The organism is Bradyrhizobium sp. AZCC 1721, from assembly GCF_036924715.1.
Classification (GTDB): Bacteria; Pseudomonadota; Alphaproteobacteria; order Rhizobiales; family Xanthobacteraceae; genus Bradyrhizobium.
Genome location: NZ_JAZHSB010000001.1, coordinates 897,200 through 912,490, shown reverse-complemented (window position 1 = coordinate 912,490; position 15,291 = coordinate 897,200). Strand labels below are relative to the sequence as shown.

At 63.2% G+C, this 15,291-nt stretch carries 15 protein-coding genes; 7 read left to right on the top strand and 8 right to left on the bottom strand.

Annotated elements, in window-relative coordinates:
* The first annotated feature begins 68 nt into the window (after window positions 1–68).
* The 5 genes from V1273_RS04390 to V1273_RS04370 all read left to right on the top strand — a co-directional run bounded on the left by V1273_RS04390 (window position 69) and on the right by V1273_RS04370 (window position 6,617).
* On the top strand, window positions 69–1,847 hold the full coding sequence (locus tag V1273_RS04390) for a glucan ABC transporter ATP-binding protein/ permease (protein ID WP_334408833.1): 1,779 nt from the start codon (window positions 69–71) through the stop codon (window positions 1,845–1,847).
* Between the two features lie 211 nt (window positions 1,848–2,058).
* Window positions 2,059–3,513, top strand: coding sequence for a D-alanyl-D-alanine carboxypeptidase family protein (locus V1273_RS04385; protein WP_334408832.1), 1,455 nt, complete (start codon window positions 2,059–2,061; stop codon window positions 3,511–3,513).
* A gap of 176 nt (window positions 3,514–3,689) precedes the next feature.
* On the top strand, window positions 3,690–5,372 hold the full coding sequence (locus V1273_RS04380; RefSeq protein ID WP_334366439.1) for a long-chain fatty acid--CoA ligase: 1,683 nt from the start codon (window positions 3,690–3,692) through the stop codon (window positions 5,370–5,372).
* 21 nt (window positions 5,373–5,393) lie between these two features.
* Complete coding sequence (locus tag V1273_RS04375; RefSeq protein WP_334383836.1) at window positions 5,394–5,945, top strand: DUF924 family protein; 552 nt, start codon at window positions 5,394–5,396, stop codon at window positions 5,943–5,945.
* Between the two features lie 186 nt (window positions 5,946–6,131).
* Window positions 6,132–6,617: a peroxiredoxin gene (locus V1273_RS04370; protein ID WP_028348108.1), complete on the top strand. Its 486-nt coding sequence runs from the start codon at window positions 6,132–6,134 to the stop codon at window positions 6,615–6,617.
* 183 nt (window positions 6,618–6,800) lie between these two features.
* On the opposite strand, the gene rnhA is transcribed toward V1273_RS04370, so the two are convergent.
* From rnhA to ispH, 3 genes are read right to left on the bottom strand one after another with little or no spacing between them, the layout of a single operon-like run.
* On the bottom strand, window positions 6,801–7,265 hold the full coding sequence (gene rnhA, locus V1273_RS04365; protein ID WP_057844385.1) for a ribonuclease HI: 465 nt from the start codon (window positions 7,263–7,265) through the stop codon (window positions 6,801–6,803).
* The gene (locus V1273_RS04360; RefSeq protein ID WP_334408831.1) at window positions 7,262–8,242 is read right to left on the bottom strand and encodes a homoserine kinase; all 981 of its coding nucleotides are present in this window, start codon (window positions 8,240–8,242) and stop codon (window positions 7,262–7,264) included. Before V1273_RS04360 ends, rnhA begins: the two co-directional genes overlap by 4 nt.
* 5 nt (window positions 8,243–8,247) lie before the next feature.
* Entirely contained in the window at window positions 8,248–9,216 is a 969-nt protein-coding gene (gene ispH, locus V1273_RS04355; RefSeq protein ID WP_028348105.1) for a 4-hydroxy-3-methylbut-2-enyl diphosphate reductase, read from the bottom strand.
* Window positions 9,217–9,435: 219 nt separating this feature from the next.
* On the opposite strand from ispH, the gene V1273_RS04350 reads away from it, so the two are divergent.
* Window positions 9,436–10,131, top strand: coding sequence for a DUF1013 domain-containing protein (locus V1273_RS04350; RefSeq protein ID WP_334383838.1), 696 nt, complete (start codon window positions 9,436–9,438; stop codon window positions 10,129–10,131).
* A gap of 63 nt (window positions 10,132–10,194) precedes the next feature.
* On the opposite strand, the gene V1273_RS04345 is transcribed toward V1273_RS04350, so the two are convergent.
* From V1273_RS04345 to V1273_RS04325, 5 genes are all read right to left on the bottom strand, one after another.
* Complete coding sequence (locus tag V1273_RS04345; RefSeq protein WP_028348103.1) at window positions 10,195–10,455, bottom strand: SemiSWEET transporter; 261 nt, start codon at window positions 10,453–10,455, stop codon at window positions 10,195–10,197.
* Window positions 10,456–10,595: 140 nt separating this feature from the next.
* Window positions 10,596–10,802, bottom strand: coding sequence for a DUF6494 family protein (locus V1273_RS04340; protein WP_334366435.1), 207 nt, complete (start codon window positions 10,800–10,802; stop codon window positions 10,596–10,598).
* A gap of 11 nt (window positions 10,803–10,813) precedes the next feature.
* Window positions 10,814–11,074 (bottom strand): hypothetical protein, encoded by a 261-nt coding sequence (locus V1273_RS04335; RefSeq protein WP_442894061.1) that lies wholly within the window; start codon window positions 11,072–11,074, stop codon window positions 10,814–10,816.
* A gap of 152 nt (window positions 11,075–11,226) precedes the next feature.
* Window positions 11,227–13,137, bottom strand: coding sequence for a propionyl-CoA synthetase (locus tag V1273_RS04330; protein WP_334408829.1), 1,911 nt, complete (start codon window positions 13,135–13,137; stop codon window positions 11,227–11,229).
* A gap of 284 nt (window positions 13,138–13,421) precedes the next feature.
* Window positions 13,422–14,186 carry a tetratricopeptide repeat protein gene (locus V1273_RS04325; protein ID WP_334408827.1) on the bottom strand — a complete coding sequence of 255 codons (765 nt, stop codon included), beginning with the start codon at window positions 14,184–14,186 and terminating at the stop codon, window positions 13,422–13,424.
* Window positions 14,187–14,398: 212 nt separating this feature from the next.
* Between V1273_RS04325 and V1273_RS04320 the strand changes: the two genes are divergently transcribed.
* Complete coding sequence (locus tag V1273_RS04320) at window positions 14,399–15,169, top strand: hypothetical protein (RefSeq protein WP_334408824.1); 771 nt, start codon at window positions 14,399–14,401, stop codon at window positions 15,167–15,169.
* Window positions 15,170–15,291 lie beyond the last annotated feature (122 nt).

Sequence of the window (15,291 nt, the reverse complement as noted above, 5' to 3'; positions counted from 1 at the left end):
CTCACTAGTCGTCCCGAGCGATCCCTGTTTACAATGGGCGATTGAATCGCCTTGCGAGTCCTCACCTGATGTCCATGCTGCGCCTTTACACCCGTGTCCTCGAGCTGCTTGGCAAGGAGGCGCGGCTGGGCTGGATTCTCGCCGTCGCCAATCTCCTGCTGGCCGGGGCGCAATTCGCCGAGCCGGTGCTGTTCGGCAAGATCGTCGACGTGCTCTCGGGCAAGCCGCAGAGCGGAATGCTGGCCTCGAACTCGGCCTGGCCGCTGCTGGCCGCCTGGGTTGTATTCGGCCTGTTCACCATCGCGTGCAGCGCGCTCGTCGCGCTCCACGCCGACAAGCTGGCACACCGCCAGCGCCAGGTGGTGCTGACCGATTACTTCGAGCACATCATGCAGTTGCCGCTCACCTTCCACACCGGCACCCATTCCGGGCGGCTGATGAAGGTGATGCTGAACGGCACCGACGCGCTGTGGCGGCTCTGGCTTGCCTTCTTCCGCGAGCATTTTGCGGCGATTCTCTCGCTGGTCGTGCTGCTGCCGCTCGCGCTTTACATCAACTGGCGGCTGGCGATCCTGTTGTTCGTCCTGTGCGTGGTGTTCACGGCGCTGACCACGTTTGTCGTCCGCAAGACCTACGGCATGCAGAGCGACGTCGAGGCGCAGTACAGCGATCTCTCGGCGCGCGCGTCTGATGCACTTGGCAACGTCGCGCTGGTGCAGAGCTTCGTACGGATCGATGCCGAAGTTCAGGGCCTGCGTTTCGTCGCCGACAAGCTGCTCGCCGCGCAGATGCCGGTGCTCGGCTGGTGGGCGCTGGTCACCGTCATCACCCGCGCTTCCACCACCATCACCGTGCTCGCGATCTTTACCGTCGGCATCTACCTGCACGCGCAGGGGCAGACGACGGTCGGCGAGATCGTGATGTTCGTGAGCTTCGCGACCATGCTGATCCAGAAGCTGGAACAGGTGGTGAGCTTTATCAACAGCGTGTTCATGGAGGCCCCAAGGCTGCAGGAATTCTTCGACGTACTGGACGCCGTACCCGCGGTGCGCGACCGGCCCGGAGCGGTCGATACCGGCCGGCTTTCCGGGCTCGTCGAATTCCACGACGTATCGTTTTCCTATGACGGCAAACGGCCCGCGGTCGAAGACGTTTCGTTTACCGCTCTGCCCGGGCAGACCATCGCCCTGGTCGGCCCGACCGGCGCCGGCAAGTCGACGGCGATTGCGCTGTTGCACCGCGCCTTCGATCCGCAGTCCGGCATCATCAAGATCGACGGCATGGACATTCGCGCGTTGAGGCTGACGGCGCTGCGGCGGAACATCGGCGTGGTGTTCCAGGAGGCGCTGCTGTTCAACCGCTCGATCGCGGACAATCTGCGCGTCGGCAAGCCGGACGCGACCGATGAGGAAATGCGCGTCGCCGCAAGCCGCGCCCAGGCGCTGGAATTCATCGAGCGCAGCGAGAAGAAATTCGAGACCCATGCCGGCGAGCGCGGCCGGATGCTATCCGGCGGCGAGCGGCAGCGCCTGTCGATCGCCCGTGCGCTGCTGAAAGACCCGCCGATCCTGATCCTCGACGAGGCGACCAGCGCGCTCGACGCCGTCACCGAGGCCAAGGTCAACGCGGCGCTCGACGAGGTGATGAAGGGCCGCACCACCTTTGTGATCGCGCACCGGCTTTCGACCATTCGCAACGCGACCCGCATTCTGATGTTCGACAACGGGCGGGTGATCGAAAGTGGAACTTTCGATGAACTGGTGGCCATGGGCGGTCGCTTCGCGGAACTCGCCAAGGCCCAGTTCATGGTGCAGGAGAATGCCCGGGCCGGCATCGAGGTTAAATAGGCCGGCAAGCATCTGTTACGGTTCAACTATCGCCGAAATTGCGCCAACTTCCTCCACGATTAAGTCGCCGGGCCTCTGTTCTGAATCGCCAAGCCGGTATAGGTTTGCGACCTGCCGCAATGCGACGGCGCCGGACACGCTTGAAACCCGAACATTTGATTTAAGGACCTCTCCTTTTCGAAGGCGGGTCTCAAAGGACCGGAACGGAAAAGTGCATCTTCTTCGCCCGTTGCTTCGCGCTTCCTCATTGAACCTGATTTTGCTGGCGACGGCGCTTGCCGTCATAACGCCGCGCGCCGTGCACGCCGAAGCGCTGTTGGTGGTCGAAGCCGATACCGGCAAGGTGCTGCAGGCCGACAATGCCACCATGCCCTGGTATCCCGCCTCGGTGACCAAGATCATGACGGCTTACGTCACGCTGAAGGCGGTCAAGGAAGGACGACTGTCGCTCGACACGCTCTTGACGGTGTCGCCGGTCGCCGCCTCGCAGTCGCCGTCCAAGATGGGCTTTCCTCCGGGCACCCAGGTCACCGTCGATAACGCGCTCAAGATGATGATGGTGAAGTCGGCCAACGACATGGCCGTGGTGCTCGCCGAAGGCGTCGGCGGCTCGGTCGACGGTTTCTCGGCGATGATGAACCAGACCGCCTTGCGGCTCGGCATGACGCAGACGAGCTATGTCAATCCCAACGGCCTGCCCGCGGACGGACAGATCACGTCGGCGCGCGATCTCGCGATGCTGGCACGCGCCGTCATTCGCGACCTGCCCGAGTACGAATACTTCATGCAGATCCCCTCGATCCGCTACGGCCGCAGGGTGACGCAGAATTTCAACAAGCTGATCGGGCGCTATCCCGGCGCCGACGGTTTCAAGACCGGCTTCATCTGCGCTTCCGGCTACAATCTGGTTGCGTCTGCGACGCGCAACGGCAAGCGGCTGATTGCTGTCGTGCTCGGCGCATCCTCAGGCCAGGCGCGCGCAGTGCGCGCGGCGCAATTGCTGGAGCGCGGCTTCGGCAACGGACTGAGCTGGCTGACGCCCGCGCTTGGCACCGTCGACAAACTGGTTCCGGTCGATGCGACGCCGCCGAACCTGCGCGACGAGATGTGCAACGGCAAGCGCAAGCGGCCGGCTACCGATGAGGACCCGGACATCGTCGCCAGCAACGGCAACACTTCGACTGGCGAGACCGCGGTGAACTTCTTCACGGCGGGGCTGCAGAACCACCCGGTCAAACCTGCGGATCTGCTGGCGGCTGCGGCGGAGCCGTCCGAGCCTGTTCCGGTCTATACCGGTCCAACCAAGACCGGCCCCGCATTGATCGCCGCCGTTGCGGCGGAGGCTGAAAAGCAGGCGTCCGCAAAGCGCGGCAAGAAGTCGAAGATTGCCGCGAAGAAGCCCGACGGCGCGGCAGCGCCCAAGGCTGAAGCCAACGCAAAGCCGGCAGCCAAGCCTGCTGCCGTCAGGCACGCAAACGCCAAACCGGATGCTGCCGCCAAGCCGGCCGCCTCGGCTGAGAAAAAGCCGGCTGCTTCGGCTGAAAGAAAGCCAGCCGTCCAACCCGCAGCCGCCAAGCCCGCAGCCGTCGGAGACAAGCCCGCGCCGAAGCCGGCCAAGCCAAACGCCGCCGCTAAACCCAAAGGCGAAAACAAGCCGGCTGGTTAACGGGCCGCGGAGCCACGTAATTAGGCAGCTTTCCTGCCGTTCGGCCGAACGATTCCAGATCGCCGAAATGCGTCGATAGCGCGCAGCCGCTTGCCATCGGCGGCGGCATTCACAATACTGCCAAAAACAAGGCATGCCCGGCCGAGAAACAGGGAAACAAGCAGAGGGGAGATACCATGGAGCGGATCTGGCTCAAGCAATATCCGGCCGGCGTGCCAGCCGATATCGACGTCACCCAGTACTCATCGCTGGTCGAGCTGTTGGAAGAAAGCTTCAAGAAGTTCGCCGATCGCAAGGCGTTCATCTGCATGGACAAGTCGATCAGCTACCGCGACCTCGACGAGATGTCCCAGGCGCTCGGCGCCTATCTGCAGAGCAAGGGCCTGCAAAAGGGCGCCCGCGTCGCGCTGATGATGCCGAACGTGCTGCAATATCCGGTTTCGACCGCCGCCGTGCTGCGCGCGGGATATGCCGTGGTCAATGTCAATCCGCTCTACACGCCGCGCGAGCTCGAGCATCAGCTCAAGGATTCCGGCGCCGAAGCGATCATCGTGCTGGAGAATTTCGCCACCACGGTGCAGCAGGTGATCGCGAAGACATCCGTGAAGCACGTGATCGTCGGCAGCATGGGCGACCTGCTCGGCTTCAAGGGCGTGATCGTCAATCTCGTCGTGCGCAAGGTGAAGAAGATGGTGCCGGCGTGGTCGCTTCCAGGCTCCGTCTCGTTCAACGATGCGCTCTCTGCCGGCCGCAGCATGAAGCTCAGCAAGCCACAACTGACGCGTGATGACGTCGCTTTCCTGCAATATACCGGCGGCACCACCGGCGTCTCCAAGGGCGCGACGCTGCAGCACAAGAACATCCTCGCCAACGTGCTGCAGAACGACGCCTGGTTGCAGCCGGCGCTGAAGAAGTCGCCGCATGTCGACCAGCTCTTCGTCGTCTGCGCGCTGCCGCTCTATCATATCTTCGCGCTGACCGCGTGCTTCCTGCTGGCGGTGCGGGCCGGCGGCGTCAACCTGTTGATTCCGAATCCGCGCGATATACCGGGCTTCATCAAGGAATTGATGAAGTACCAGGTCAACAGCTTCCCGGCGGTCAACACGCTCTACAACGCCCTGCTCAACGCGCCCGGGTTCGACAAGGTCGACTTCTCCAAGCTGAAGACCTCGTTCGGCGGCGGCATGGCGACGCAAAAGGCAGTCGCCGAGAAATGGCTCAAGGTCACCGGCTGCGCGCTGTCGGAAGGCTATGGCCTGTCCGAGACCTCGCCGACGCTGACCTGCAACCCCGCCGACGCCGATCAGTTCTCCGGCTCGATCGGCATTCCCGTGCCCTCGACCTACATCTCGATCCGCGACGACGACGGCAAGGAAGTGCCGCTCGGCGAGCCCGGCGAGATCTGCGCCAAGGGACCGCAGGTGATGGCCGGCTACTGGAATCGGCCGGAAGAGACCGCGAACGTGATGACCGCGGACGGCTTCTTCCGCACCGGCGACATCGGCGTCATGGACGAACGCGGCTACACCAAGATTGTCGACCGCAAGAAGGACATGATCCTGGTCTCGGGCTTCAACGTCTATCCGAACGAGATCGAGGAAGTGATCGCGGGGCATCCAGGCGTGCTCGAATGCGCCGTGATCGGTGTGGCGGATTCGAAGTCGGGCGAGGCGGTCAAGGCCTTCATCGTCAAGAAAGACCCAAACCTCACGGCCGATGACGTCATCAAGTACTGCGCCACGCAGCTCACCGCCTACAAGGTCCCCAAGCAGATCGAGTTCAGGACCGATTTGCCCAAGACCAATGTCGGCAAGATCCTGCGCCGCGAACTGCGCGACGAGAAGAAGGCCGCGGCGTAAGGCGCAGGCGGACCTCTCGACATGACGGAGACTAACGTCGCGCCAGCCGACATTCTGGCCTTCTGGCGCGACGCCGGCCCTGATCGCTGGTACACGCGCGACGACGCTTTCGATGCGGAGGTGTGCCGGCGCTTTCTCAGCCTTTGGCAGAGAGCGGCGGCCGGCGAGCTATCGTCGTGGGAAACGAGCGATGACGGCGCGCTGGCGCTCGTCATCGTGCTCGACCAGTTTCCCCGCAACATGTTCCGCGGCGACGCGAGAACCTACGCCAGCGACCGCCTCGCGCGTGAGGTGGCGCACCGCGCCGTCGATCACGGCGTCGACGCGCGGATCGATCCCGCTTTGCGCGAATTCCTCTATCTGCCTTTCATGCATTCGGAGCACCTGGGCGACCAGTTGCGCTGCATCGAGCTGTCACGCGCGGCCGGCCATACCGAGAGCCTGAAATGGGCCGAGCACCACGCCGATATCATCCGGCGTTTCGGCCGCTTTCCCCACCGCAACCACCTTCTGGGCCGCGCCACTACGCCGGAGGAGCAGGCATTCCTCGATGAAGGCGGCTTTTCGCCGTGATGACGCAAGCGTGAACGGTCTCGACTGTTGCCGTTTCTCCTTCCCTGAATATTGTGCCGTTCACCTGCCCGGTCTGGAGCGTTCGCTCCAGATTGTTATTTTAACGCGTTTTCTTCACGCGAACCGGTACCCACTTCGCTCGAAAACGCTATAAGGCACACACCGCACATTGAGGGAGAATTGACGATGACGATCCAAGTTGGCGACAAGCTGCCGGAAGCCAAGTTTCGCGTGATGACGGCGGAAGGCCCGCAGGTCAAGACCACCGATGACATTTTCAAGGGCAAGAAGGTGGCGCTGTTCGCGGTGCCCGGCGCCTATACCGGCACCTGCCACAAGATGCACCTGCCGAGCATCTTCCTCAACGCCTATGCCATCAAGGACAAGGGCGTGAACACCATCGCCATCGTCTCCGTCAACGACGCCTTCGTCATGAATGCGTGGAAGCGCGACACCGACCAGCGCGACGAAGCCGTATTCCTCGCCGACGGCAATGCCGACTTCACCAAGGCGATCGGCATGGAGCTCGATGCCTCCGGCAATGGCCTCGGCATCCGTTCCAAGCGCTATTCGATGCTGGTGGAAGACGGCGTGGTGAAGAAGCTCAACCTCGAGCCCGCGCCGGGCAAGGTCGAAGTTTCCGGCGGCGATACGCTGCTGGGGCAGTTGTGAGCTGAGTGCTCGCCGCAAATTAGGCTGTCATCGCCCGGCCTCGACCGGGCGATCCAGTGCGCCGCGGCTTCTCGGCATTTCTAAAACGTCGCTGGAATACTGGATCACCCGCCTTAGCCTGTCCTCGGGCGCGCATTCGCGCGACCCGTTGGCGGGTGATGACGGCGCGAGGATGCGGCGCCGCTACTTCCCCACTCTCTCCTGCAGCCTCGCCATCGCCACGCCCTCGCGCGCCAATTGATCGGCGCGCTCGTTTTCGGCGTGGCCGGCGTGGCCCCTGATCCAGTGCCAGCGCACCTCGTGCGGCTTTAGCGCCATGTCGAGGCGCTGCCAGAGGTCGACGTTCTTGACCGGCTTCTTGTCCGCGGTGCGCCAGCCGTTCCGCTTCCAGCCATGGATCCAGCCGCTGATGCCCTGGCGGACATACTGGCTATCGGTGGTGAGATCGACTACGCACGGCTTCTTCAGTGCTTCCAGCGCCGAGATCGCAGCCATCAGCTCCATGCGGTTGTTGGTGGTGTGCGGCTCGCCGCCCTTCAGTTCTTTCTCTTTATCGCCGAACCTCAGAATCGCGCCCCATCCGCCGGGGCCGGGGTTGCCCGAGCAGGCGCCGTCGGTGAAAACCGTCACGTGAGGCAATTCGCTCAAGCGACAAATCCGGGCTGGGTCAGACCGTAATCGCGCACGCTGGAAACGCTCTGGTGGAAGCGCAGCTTGCGGACGTATTCGAGCGGGTCCTTCGGTTTCACCAGCGCGCCCGGCGGCACGTTGAGAAAATCGACCAGCCGCGTCAGCAGGAAGCGCAGCGCCGAGCCGCGCGCCAGCAGCGGCAGCGCTTCCTGCTCGGCTTCTGACAATTGCCGCTCGCGGCCATAGGCGTTGAGCAGCGCGCGCGCTTTGGTAACGTTGAACGAATGATCCGGCTCAAAACACCACGCATTCAGGCAGATCGCGACGTCGTAGGCCAGGATGTCGTTGCAGGAAAACGGGAAGTCGATCAGGCCAGACAGTTTGTCGCCGAGGAAGAAGACATTGTCGGGAAACAGGTCGGCGTGGATGACCGCGAGCGGCAGATCTTTCGGCCAGCGCGCCTCGAGGTGATCGAGCTCGCGCGCGATGAAGTCCTGCAAGCCAGGCGCGACGCTGTCGGCGCGCGGTGCGGCGAGATCGAACAGCGGCCGCCAGCCCTCCACCGACAGCGGGTTCTTGCGGAACATCGGGAAGTCGCGGCCCGCCAGATGCATCTTTGCCAGCGCTTCGCCGACGCCGGTGCAATGCGCGGCGTTGGGCCGCCGCGGCCACATGCCTTCGAGGAAGTTGATGATCGCCGCGGGACGCCCGGCCAGTTCGCTGTAGACCTCGCCCTTGCGGTTTCTGGCGGGCTGCGGACAGCGCACGCCGCGCTCGGCCAGATGCGCCATCAGCGACAGGAAGTATGGCAGGTCGTCCACCGCCACGCGCTTTTCATAGAGCGTGAGGATGAAGGCGCCCTTGCTGGTATGCAGCAGGAAGTTGGAGTTCTCGACACCCTCCGCGATGCCCTTGTAGGAGAGCAACTCGCCGATGTCGTAGCCCTTCAGGAACTCCGCGAGGTCTTCGGCGGCGACGTCGGTGTAAACCGCCATCGCGACTACTCGGCGGCAGCTTCGGGCCGCAGCGAACGCGGCAGCGGGAAGAACTCATTCTCCTCCGCGGCCGACACCGTCTCCACATGCAATTCGAACCGCTCGGCGAAGGCGCCCATGATTTCCTCGACGATCACTTCCGGCGCGGACGCGCCCGCCGTGATGCCGAGGCTCTTGATGCCCTCGAAGCGCGACCAGTCGAGATCCGAGGCGCGCTGCGCCAGCACCGAGACCGGGCAGCCCTCGCGCTCGGCGACCTCGCGCAGGCGCTGCGAGTTTGACGAGTTCGGCGCGCCGACCACGATCAGGGCATCGACCACCGGCGCCACCTTCTTCACCGCGAGCTGGCGGTTGGTGGTGGCGTAGCAGATGTCTTCCTTGTGCGGGCCGTTGATGTTCGGGAAGCGCTCCTTGAGCAGCGCGACGATCTCGGCGGTGTCGTCGATCGACAACGTCGTCTGGGTCACGAAAGCGAGGTTGTTCGGATCCTTCGGCGCGAACGTCTTGGCATCCTCCGCGGTCTCGATCAGCGTCACCGCGCCCGTCGGCAACTGCCCGAGCGTGCCGACCACCTCGGGGTGATGCGAATGCCCGATCAGCAGGATTTCACGGCCGCGCTTGAAGTGGATCGCGGCCTCGCGGTGCACCTTGGTAACCAGCGGGCAGGTTGCGTCCAGCGAGAAGAAATTGCGGGCGCGGGCGTCCGCCGGAACCGACTTGGGAACCCCATGGGCCGAAAACACCACCGGGGCGTTGGTATTATCGGGGATTTCGGCGAGTTCCTCGACGAAAATCGCGCCCTTGGTCTTCAGGCTGTCGACCACGTAGCGGTTATGCACGATCTCGTGGCGGACATAGACGGGGGCGCCATAAATGGCGAGCGCCCGCTCCACGGTATCGATGGCCCGCACCACCCCGGCGCAGAAGCCGCGGGGAGAACAAAGCACGATTCTGAGGTCTGGTTTGGCTGGCATGGGGGCTATCTCAGGACCGAATCACCCCTTGCCGGCGGGCAGGGAACGGCCAATTCGGATAAGGACTTGGGACTGGTTTCGGGCTGTGTCAAGGCACTTTAGCAGACCATTGCGCCAAAGGGGTTGGAAGGCGTATATAGCCCTCAATTCCCGTCATCAACGATGACCACAGGCTTCGCCTCCTAAAAAGAGGTGGGCGAGGCACAAAGGAGATTTGCCATGAGCAATGCACCGCTGATGCCCAAGGCGACGGCCGTGTGGCTGGTCGACAATACGGCGCTGACCTTCGACCAGGTGGCCGATTTCACCAAAATGCACCCCCTTGAGGTCCGCGCCATCGCCGATGGCGATGCGGCCCAGGGCATCAAGGGCATGGACCCGATTTCGACCGGCCAATTAACCCGCGACGAGATTGAAAGGGGCGAAAAGGACCCGAATTACCGCCTCAAGCTCGGCGAGAGCAAGGTGGTGCTGCCGCCAGCAGCCAAGAAGAAGGGCCCGCGCTATACCCCGGTGTCGCGCCGCCACGAGCGGCCGAGCGCGATCCTGTGGCTGGTCCGCAACCATCCCGAGCTGAAGGACGCGCAAATCATGCGCCTGGTTGGCACCACCAAGACCACCATCGCCTCAGTCCGCGACCGCACCCACTGGAATGCCTCGACGCTCACCCCGATGGATCCGGTGACGCTCGGCCTGTGCTCGCAGATCGAACTCGATTTCGAGGTGCAGCGCGCAGCGAAGGAAAAGCCGGTGCCCGCAGCCTACGGCGGCGCCACCCTGCTGCCGGCCTCCGAGACCACGAAGAAGGAGCCGGAATTCGAGCCGCGCGAGAAGTCGGAGGACGACCTCAACGTCGATGCCGTGTTCGCCAAGCTCAAGAATATCGGCGGCAAGAAGCAGGACGAGGAAGAGTAGAAGCTATCGGCTACGGCTGATGTTGAACGCGGCGGGGCAACTTGCCGCGTTTTTGTTTGGGGCTCAGCCGTATTTCAGCTTCATGAATAGGATCCCGCCGGCCAGGACGATCGTTATGGCATTGGCGATGATGAGCGGGACATCACCGGAAAACAGGCCGTACAGCAGCCAAAGCACGAGCCCGAGCAGCATGACGAGGAACATGCCCAGTGAAATGTCCTCCGTGGAGCGGGTTCTCCAGACCTTGATGAATTGCGGGGCATAAGCAAGGGTTGTGCACGTCGCGGCGGCAAACCCCAGCAGCTTGATTGCAAGTTGTTCCATGCGCGACTTATAGCACCGATTCGAAACGTGCGCGGCGGTGGCAGGACAAGCCGTTACTGCAAGGTATCTTTTTTGCGCAACGGCCGTGCGTTGCCCCAACAGGGGCTTCGCCTGCAACGGCAGGGTCCCGAAGTAACCGCTCAGCCCAGCTCGATCTCGTCGTCAATCTCATGCGACAGGCCGATGCCGCTGATCGTGAGAACCATCTTCGCCGACAGCTTTTCATGGCCCTTCAGCTTTCCCGACTCGATGGCATCGCGCACGGCCTTTTCGACCTCACGCTGCGAGGTGACGCCGACTTGCTTGAGAAATTTGCGCAGGCTTGCGTTGAAGGTGTCTTCGTTCATGGTGGCCTCCGTTACGGCCTCGTCGGATTGTTCAGCATCTGCTCGGCGAGATTGCGCTGGGCGCGGTCGGTACGCGCGTTGGCATTGGCGCGCTGGACGTCGCGGTTCTTGCGGCAGATGACGTAGTCGTTCGAGCCCGGCGCGACATTGTTGGAGCGACAGAACGCGTCATCATCGGCGCTGGTGTCGACCATGGTCGGCTGGCCGCGTTCGAGGCAACCCGCGAGCACTGGTGCGATGAGGAGGAATGCGAGTGGCAGGTTTCGTCGCATGCTCTGTCCCTTCCAGGTTTCATCATTGCCGGGCGCGCGTCCCCGACTCGGTCGGGATGAGCCGGCAATCCATCGAAATAATGGCAGCCTGCTTTGACGATGATGGATGCCCGGGTCAAGCCCGGGCATGACAGCGCGGGTGGGTTGGAACCCTACACCCTGCCCTTCAGCGCCTCGCCGATTTCGTCGAGCACCTTGGGGTCCTCGATGGTGGCCGGCATGGTCCAGCTTTCGCCGTCGGCGATCTTCTTGATGGTGCCGCGCAGGATTTTTCCCGATCGCGTCTTCGGCAGGCGCCCCACCGTGATCGCCAGCTTGAAGGCTGCGACGGGACCAAGTTTTTCGCGCACCAGCGCCACGATCTCCTTTTCGATCTCGGCCGGAGCTCGCGTCACGCCGGCCTTCAGCACCAGGAAGCCGCAAGGTACCTCGCCCTTGATCGCGTCCTTGATGCCGAGCACGGCGCATTCGGCGACATCAGCGTGAGAGGCCAGAATTTCCTCCATACCGCCGGTGGAAAGGCGGTGGCCGGCGACATTGATGATGTCGTCGGTACGGCCCATCACCCAGACATAGCCGTCCTCGTCCTTGTAGCCGGCATCCGAGGTCTTGTAGTAGCCGGGGAATTCGGTGAGGTAGGCTTCCTTGAAGCGCTCATCCTGCTGCCACAGCGTCGGCAGGCAGCCGGGCGGCATCGGCAGCTTGATCACGATCGAACCCATGGTGCCTGCTGCGACCGGCTTGGAGGCCTCGTCGACCACGTCGACCTGATAGCCCGGCATCGGCACCGTCGGCGAGCCGTGCTTGACCGGCAACATGCCAAGGCCCACCGGATTGCCGGCGATGCACCAGCCGGTCTCGGTCTGCCACCAATGATCGATGACCGGCACCTTCAACTGCGCCTCCGCCCATTCCACCGTCGGCGGATCGGCGCGCTCGCCGGCGAGAAACAGCGTGCGGAATGTCGACAGATCGTATTTGCGGATGAACGCGCCGTCCGGGTCTTCCTTGCGGATAGCGCGGAAGGCGGTCGGCGCGGTGAACAGCGCAACCGCCTTGTGCTCGGAGATGACGCGCCAGAACGCGCCGGCGTCGGGCGTTCCGATCGGCTTGCCCTCATACATGATCGAGGTCGCGCCATGAATCAGCGGGCCATAGACGATGTAGCTGTGACCGACCACCCAGCCGATGTCGGAGCCGCACCACCAGACCTCACCAGGCTTGACGCCGTAGAGATTGAACATCGACCATTTCAGCGCGACCAGATGCCCGCCATTGTCGCGCACGACGCCCTTCGGAATTCCCGTGGTGCCTGACGTGTAGAGAATATAGAGCGGATCGGTGGCGAGCACCGGCGTGCACGGCGCGGCCTTGCCGGCGTCGAGCGCCGCGCGGCGGAGCGCCGCCCAGTCGTGATCGCGGCCGGCCGTGAGTTCGCAAAGATGCTGCGGCCGCTGCAGGATGACGCAGGCCTGCGGTTTGACACTGGAGAGTTTGATCGCCTCGTCGAGCAGCGGCTTGTATTGCACGATGCGGCCGGGCTCGATCCCGCAGCTCGCCGAGAAGATCAGCTTCGGCTTGGCGTCCTCGATCCGCGTTGCGAGCTCTTTGGCGGCAAAGCCGCCGAACACCACCGAATGCACCGCGCCGATCCGCGCGCAGGCCAGCATCGCAAACACCGCTTCCGGCACTAGCGGCATATAGAGGATGACGCGGTCGCCCTTGACGACACCGAAATCGGCCATCACGGCGGCGAGCGTCTGCACCTCCTTCAGCATCTCGGCATAGGTGAATTTCGAGATCGTATTGGTGAGCGGCGAATCGTGGATCAGCGCGACCTGGTCGGCGCGCCCGCCCGCGACATGGCGGTCGAGTGCGTTGTAGCAGGTATTGACCACGGCGCCGGCGAACCAGCGGCCGTAAGTGCCTATCGAGGGATCGAAGACCTTCTTGGCCGGCTCGATCCAGTCGATCTCGCGCGCCGCCTCGGCCCAAAATGCTTCCGGGTCCGCCAACGAGCGGGCATGGACCTCGTGGTAGCGGCTGTTGTCTTGGATGTTCATGGCGCACTCCCCGCTAGCCCGCCTGTGTCGTCATGCCCGGCTTGTCCCGGCATCCACGTCCTTGCTTCACCTCGAAATTGGCAAGGCGTGGATGGCCGGGACAAGCCCGGCCATGACGGCTGGGCAAGCATTTATTTCAGGCATTGTCACGGGAAGCGGCAGGAGATCAAGCCGGGAATGGCTTGGCCGTTCGACTAAACTCTACTGTCGGGCGATGGTAGTGAGCTCCTCACCGACAGCCATCGCGCTGCGCTGGCATATCCCCTCATCAGGCCCAAAACGGCCTAGTATCCGGCGATCCCATTGATCTGCTGCAGGCGCTCGCGCATGGCCTTGTTCAGGTCGTAGCCGGGCTGGCCGTACTCCGCGTTCCGGCGGACGATGTATTGCTCCTGCTCGCGCCGCAGCTTGCGCGCCTGCTGTGGGGTCATCTTCCCAGCGGCCGCCCTGACATACGACGCTTGAACCTCGCGGTCGAGATCGGCGAGTTCGGGATTGGCGCAGATCGCCTTCTCCACCTGGCGCCGCGCGGTGGCGCAGTTGAAGCTCGGTTTGCCGGCGACCGCTTTCAGGGCGCCCTGTCGCTCCGCCTCCTGCGCCAGCGCCCGGTGGTTGGCTCTTGCGACGACGTGGTCCGGATTCAGCTTGATCGCCGCGGCAAAATCGGCCACCGCCTTGGGTAGATCACCCTTCTTGCGCCAGAGTTCGCCACGCGCGTTGTAAACATCGGCGTGCGCCGGATCGAGCCGCAACACGCCATCATAGTCGGCGATGGCACGGTCGATCATGTCCTTGCGCTCATAGGCGGTCGCACGGGCAATCAGTGCCTTGATGCGGTCGGCCTTTTCGGTCTTTGCGTTGTCGATCAGCGCACTGCAGAGATGCACCGTCCTGTCGTGATCATGCGCAAGGCCAGCGGCAAGACAGGCCGCAGGATCAATGCGTATATCCTCGCCCGGCTCGGTCCCGGTCGCCGATGCATCATGCGCATATGTCAGCGACAGCAGGGAAGCCACGACCAGGCTGCGGATGTGAAGATAGCCTCGCATCAATTGATCCGGAAAGCGCTGTCTATTGCGACGCGATCCTAGCAAGCGACCTGCATTTTCGACAAGCAGCCTGCAAATTTCCCGTTCGCACAAGAACAGATTTTGGCCGAAACGTGACCTGCGGGAAACGTAATTCTCTTCACAGACGGAAGAATACAATCCGTGAGAAAATCTGCTGTGAACCTATTGCAGTTTTCGCGGACTCAACAACCATGACCACATTGATCGACTTCAATCCGCCGCGCGCCATCGCGCAATCCCAATCAGGCTATTTCTACTTCTACATGGCGCTGGCCTGCATGGCAGTCGCCTTTCTCGGCTTCGCGCCGACCTACTGGCTGCCAATGGCGAAGCGATCGTTCTCGGCCTCGCCCGTCGTGCACTTTCACGGCCTGCTATTTTTCGCCTGGTCGCTCTATTTCGCATTCCAGAGCTGGCTTGCCGCATCCGGCAAAGTCGCCCGGCACCGCGCCATCGGCATGGTCGGCGTCTCGCTGGCGACCGCGATGACGATTTTCGGCTTCCTGGTCGCGGTCAACGCGATGAAGCGCTCCGCTGCGGCGGGATTGACAGACGAAGGAATCGCGTTCGCGATTGTCCCGCTCAGCGGAATTCTGTTCTTTGCCGTGGTGTTCACGCTGGCGATTGCCGCGATCCGGCGGCCCGAAACCCATAAGCGTCTGATGCTGCTGGCCAGCATTTCGCTACTCGACGCTGCGGTCGCCCGCTGGTTTCTCACCTTCCTCGCGCCTCCCGGTCCGCTCGGCCCGCCGCCGGTCCCCGTGACCATCCCGCCGGCCATCGTCGCCTATCTCCTGCTGGTGGCCGCCATTGTTTTCGACTGGCGCACGCGCGGCCGGCCGCATCCGGTCTATGTCTACGGCGGCATTGCGCTGATCGCCGTGAAACTCCTGAATTGGCCGATCAGCGTCACGCCGCTCTGGCATTCCTTCGCGGGCAGCATCCTGGCAATGGCGCAGTAGCGTCGAGTACACCTTGCCAGGCTGAGCTGATCTTCCGAATAAGGACAAAGCTTCAGCCGAGAAAACCTGCCGGTTTTGGTGCTAGATTGATGGCGACATTGATCTCGGCCGGCAGGGAATCC

What these genes read in the sequence shown, in the direction of transcription:
- V1273_RS04375 (WP_334383836.1), top strand. Translation starts at nt 5,394, where the DNA reads ATGACGGAGACTAACGTCGCGCCAGCCGACATTCTGGCCTTCTGGCGC.
- V1273_RS04345 (WP_028348103.1), bottom strand. Translation starts at nt 10,455, where the DNA reads ATGGAACAACTTGCAATCAAGCTGCTGGGGTTTGCCGCCGCGACGTGC.
- ispH (WP_028348105.1), bottom strand. Translation starts at nt 9,216, where the DNA reads ATGCCAGCCAAACCAGACCTCAGAATCGTGCTTTGTTCTCCCCGCGGC.
- V1273_RS04370 (WP_028348108.1), top strand. Translation starts at nt 6,132, where the DNA reads ATGACGATCCAAGTTGGCGACAAGCTGCCGGAAGCCAAGTTTCGCGTG.
- V1273_RS04340 (WP_334366435.1), bottom strand. Translation starts at nt 10,802, where the DNA reads ATGAACGAAGACACCTTCAACGCAAGCCTGCGCAAATTTCTCAAGCAA.
- V1273_RS04320 (WP_334408824.1), top strand. Translation starts at nt 14,399, where the DNA reads ATGACCACATTGATCGACTTCAATCCGCCGCGCGCCATCGCGCAATCC.
- V1273_RS04350 (WP_334383838.1), top strand. Translation starts at nt 9,436, where the DNA reads ATGAGCAATGCACCGCTGATGCCCAAGGCGACGGCCGTGTGGCTGGTC.
- V1273_RS04325 (WP_334408827.1), bottom strand. Translation starts at nt 14,186, where the DNA reads ATGCGAGGCTATCTTCACATCCGCAGCCTGGTCGTGGCTTCCCTGCTG.
- V1273_RS04390 (WP_334408833.1), top strand. Translation starts at nt 69, where the DNA reads ATGTCCATGCTGCGCCTTTACACCCGTGTCCTCGAGCTGCTTGGCAAG.
- V1273_RS04330 (WP_334408829.1), bottom strand. Translation starts at nt 13,137, where the DNA reads ATGAACATCCAAGACAACAGCCGCTACCACGAGGTCCATGCCCGCTCG.
- V1273_RS04335 (WP_442894061.1), bottom strand. Translation starts at nt 11,074, where the DNA reads ATGCGACGAAACCTGCCACTCGCATTCCTCCTCATCGCACCAGTGCTC.
- V1273_RS04380 (WP_334366439.1), top strand. Translation starts at nt 3,690, where the DNA reads ATGGAGCGGATCTGGCTCAAGCAATATCCGGCCGGCGTGCCAGCCGAT.
- V1273_RS04360 (WP_334408831.1), bottom strand. Translation starts at nt 8,242, where the DNA reads ATGGCGGTTTACACCGACGTCGCCGCCGAAGACCTCGCGGAGTTCCTG.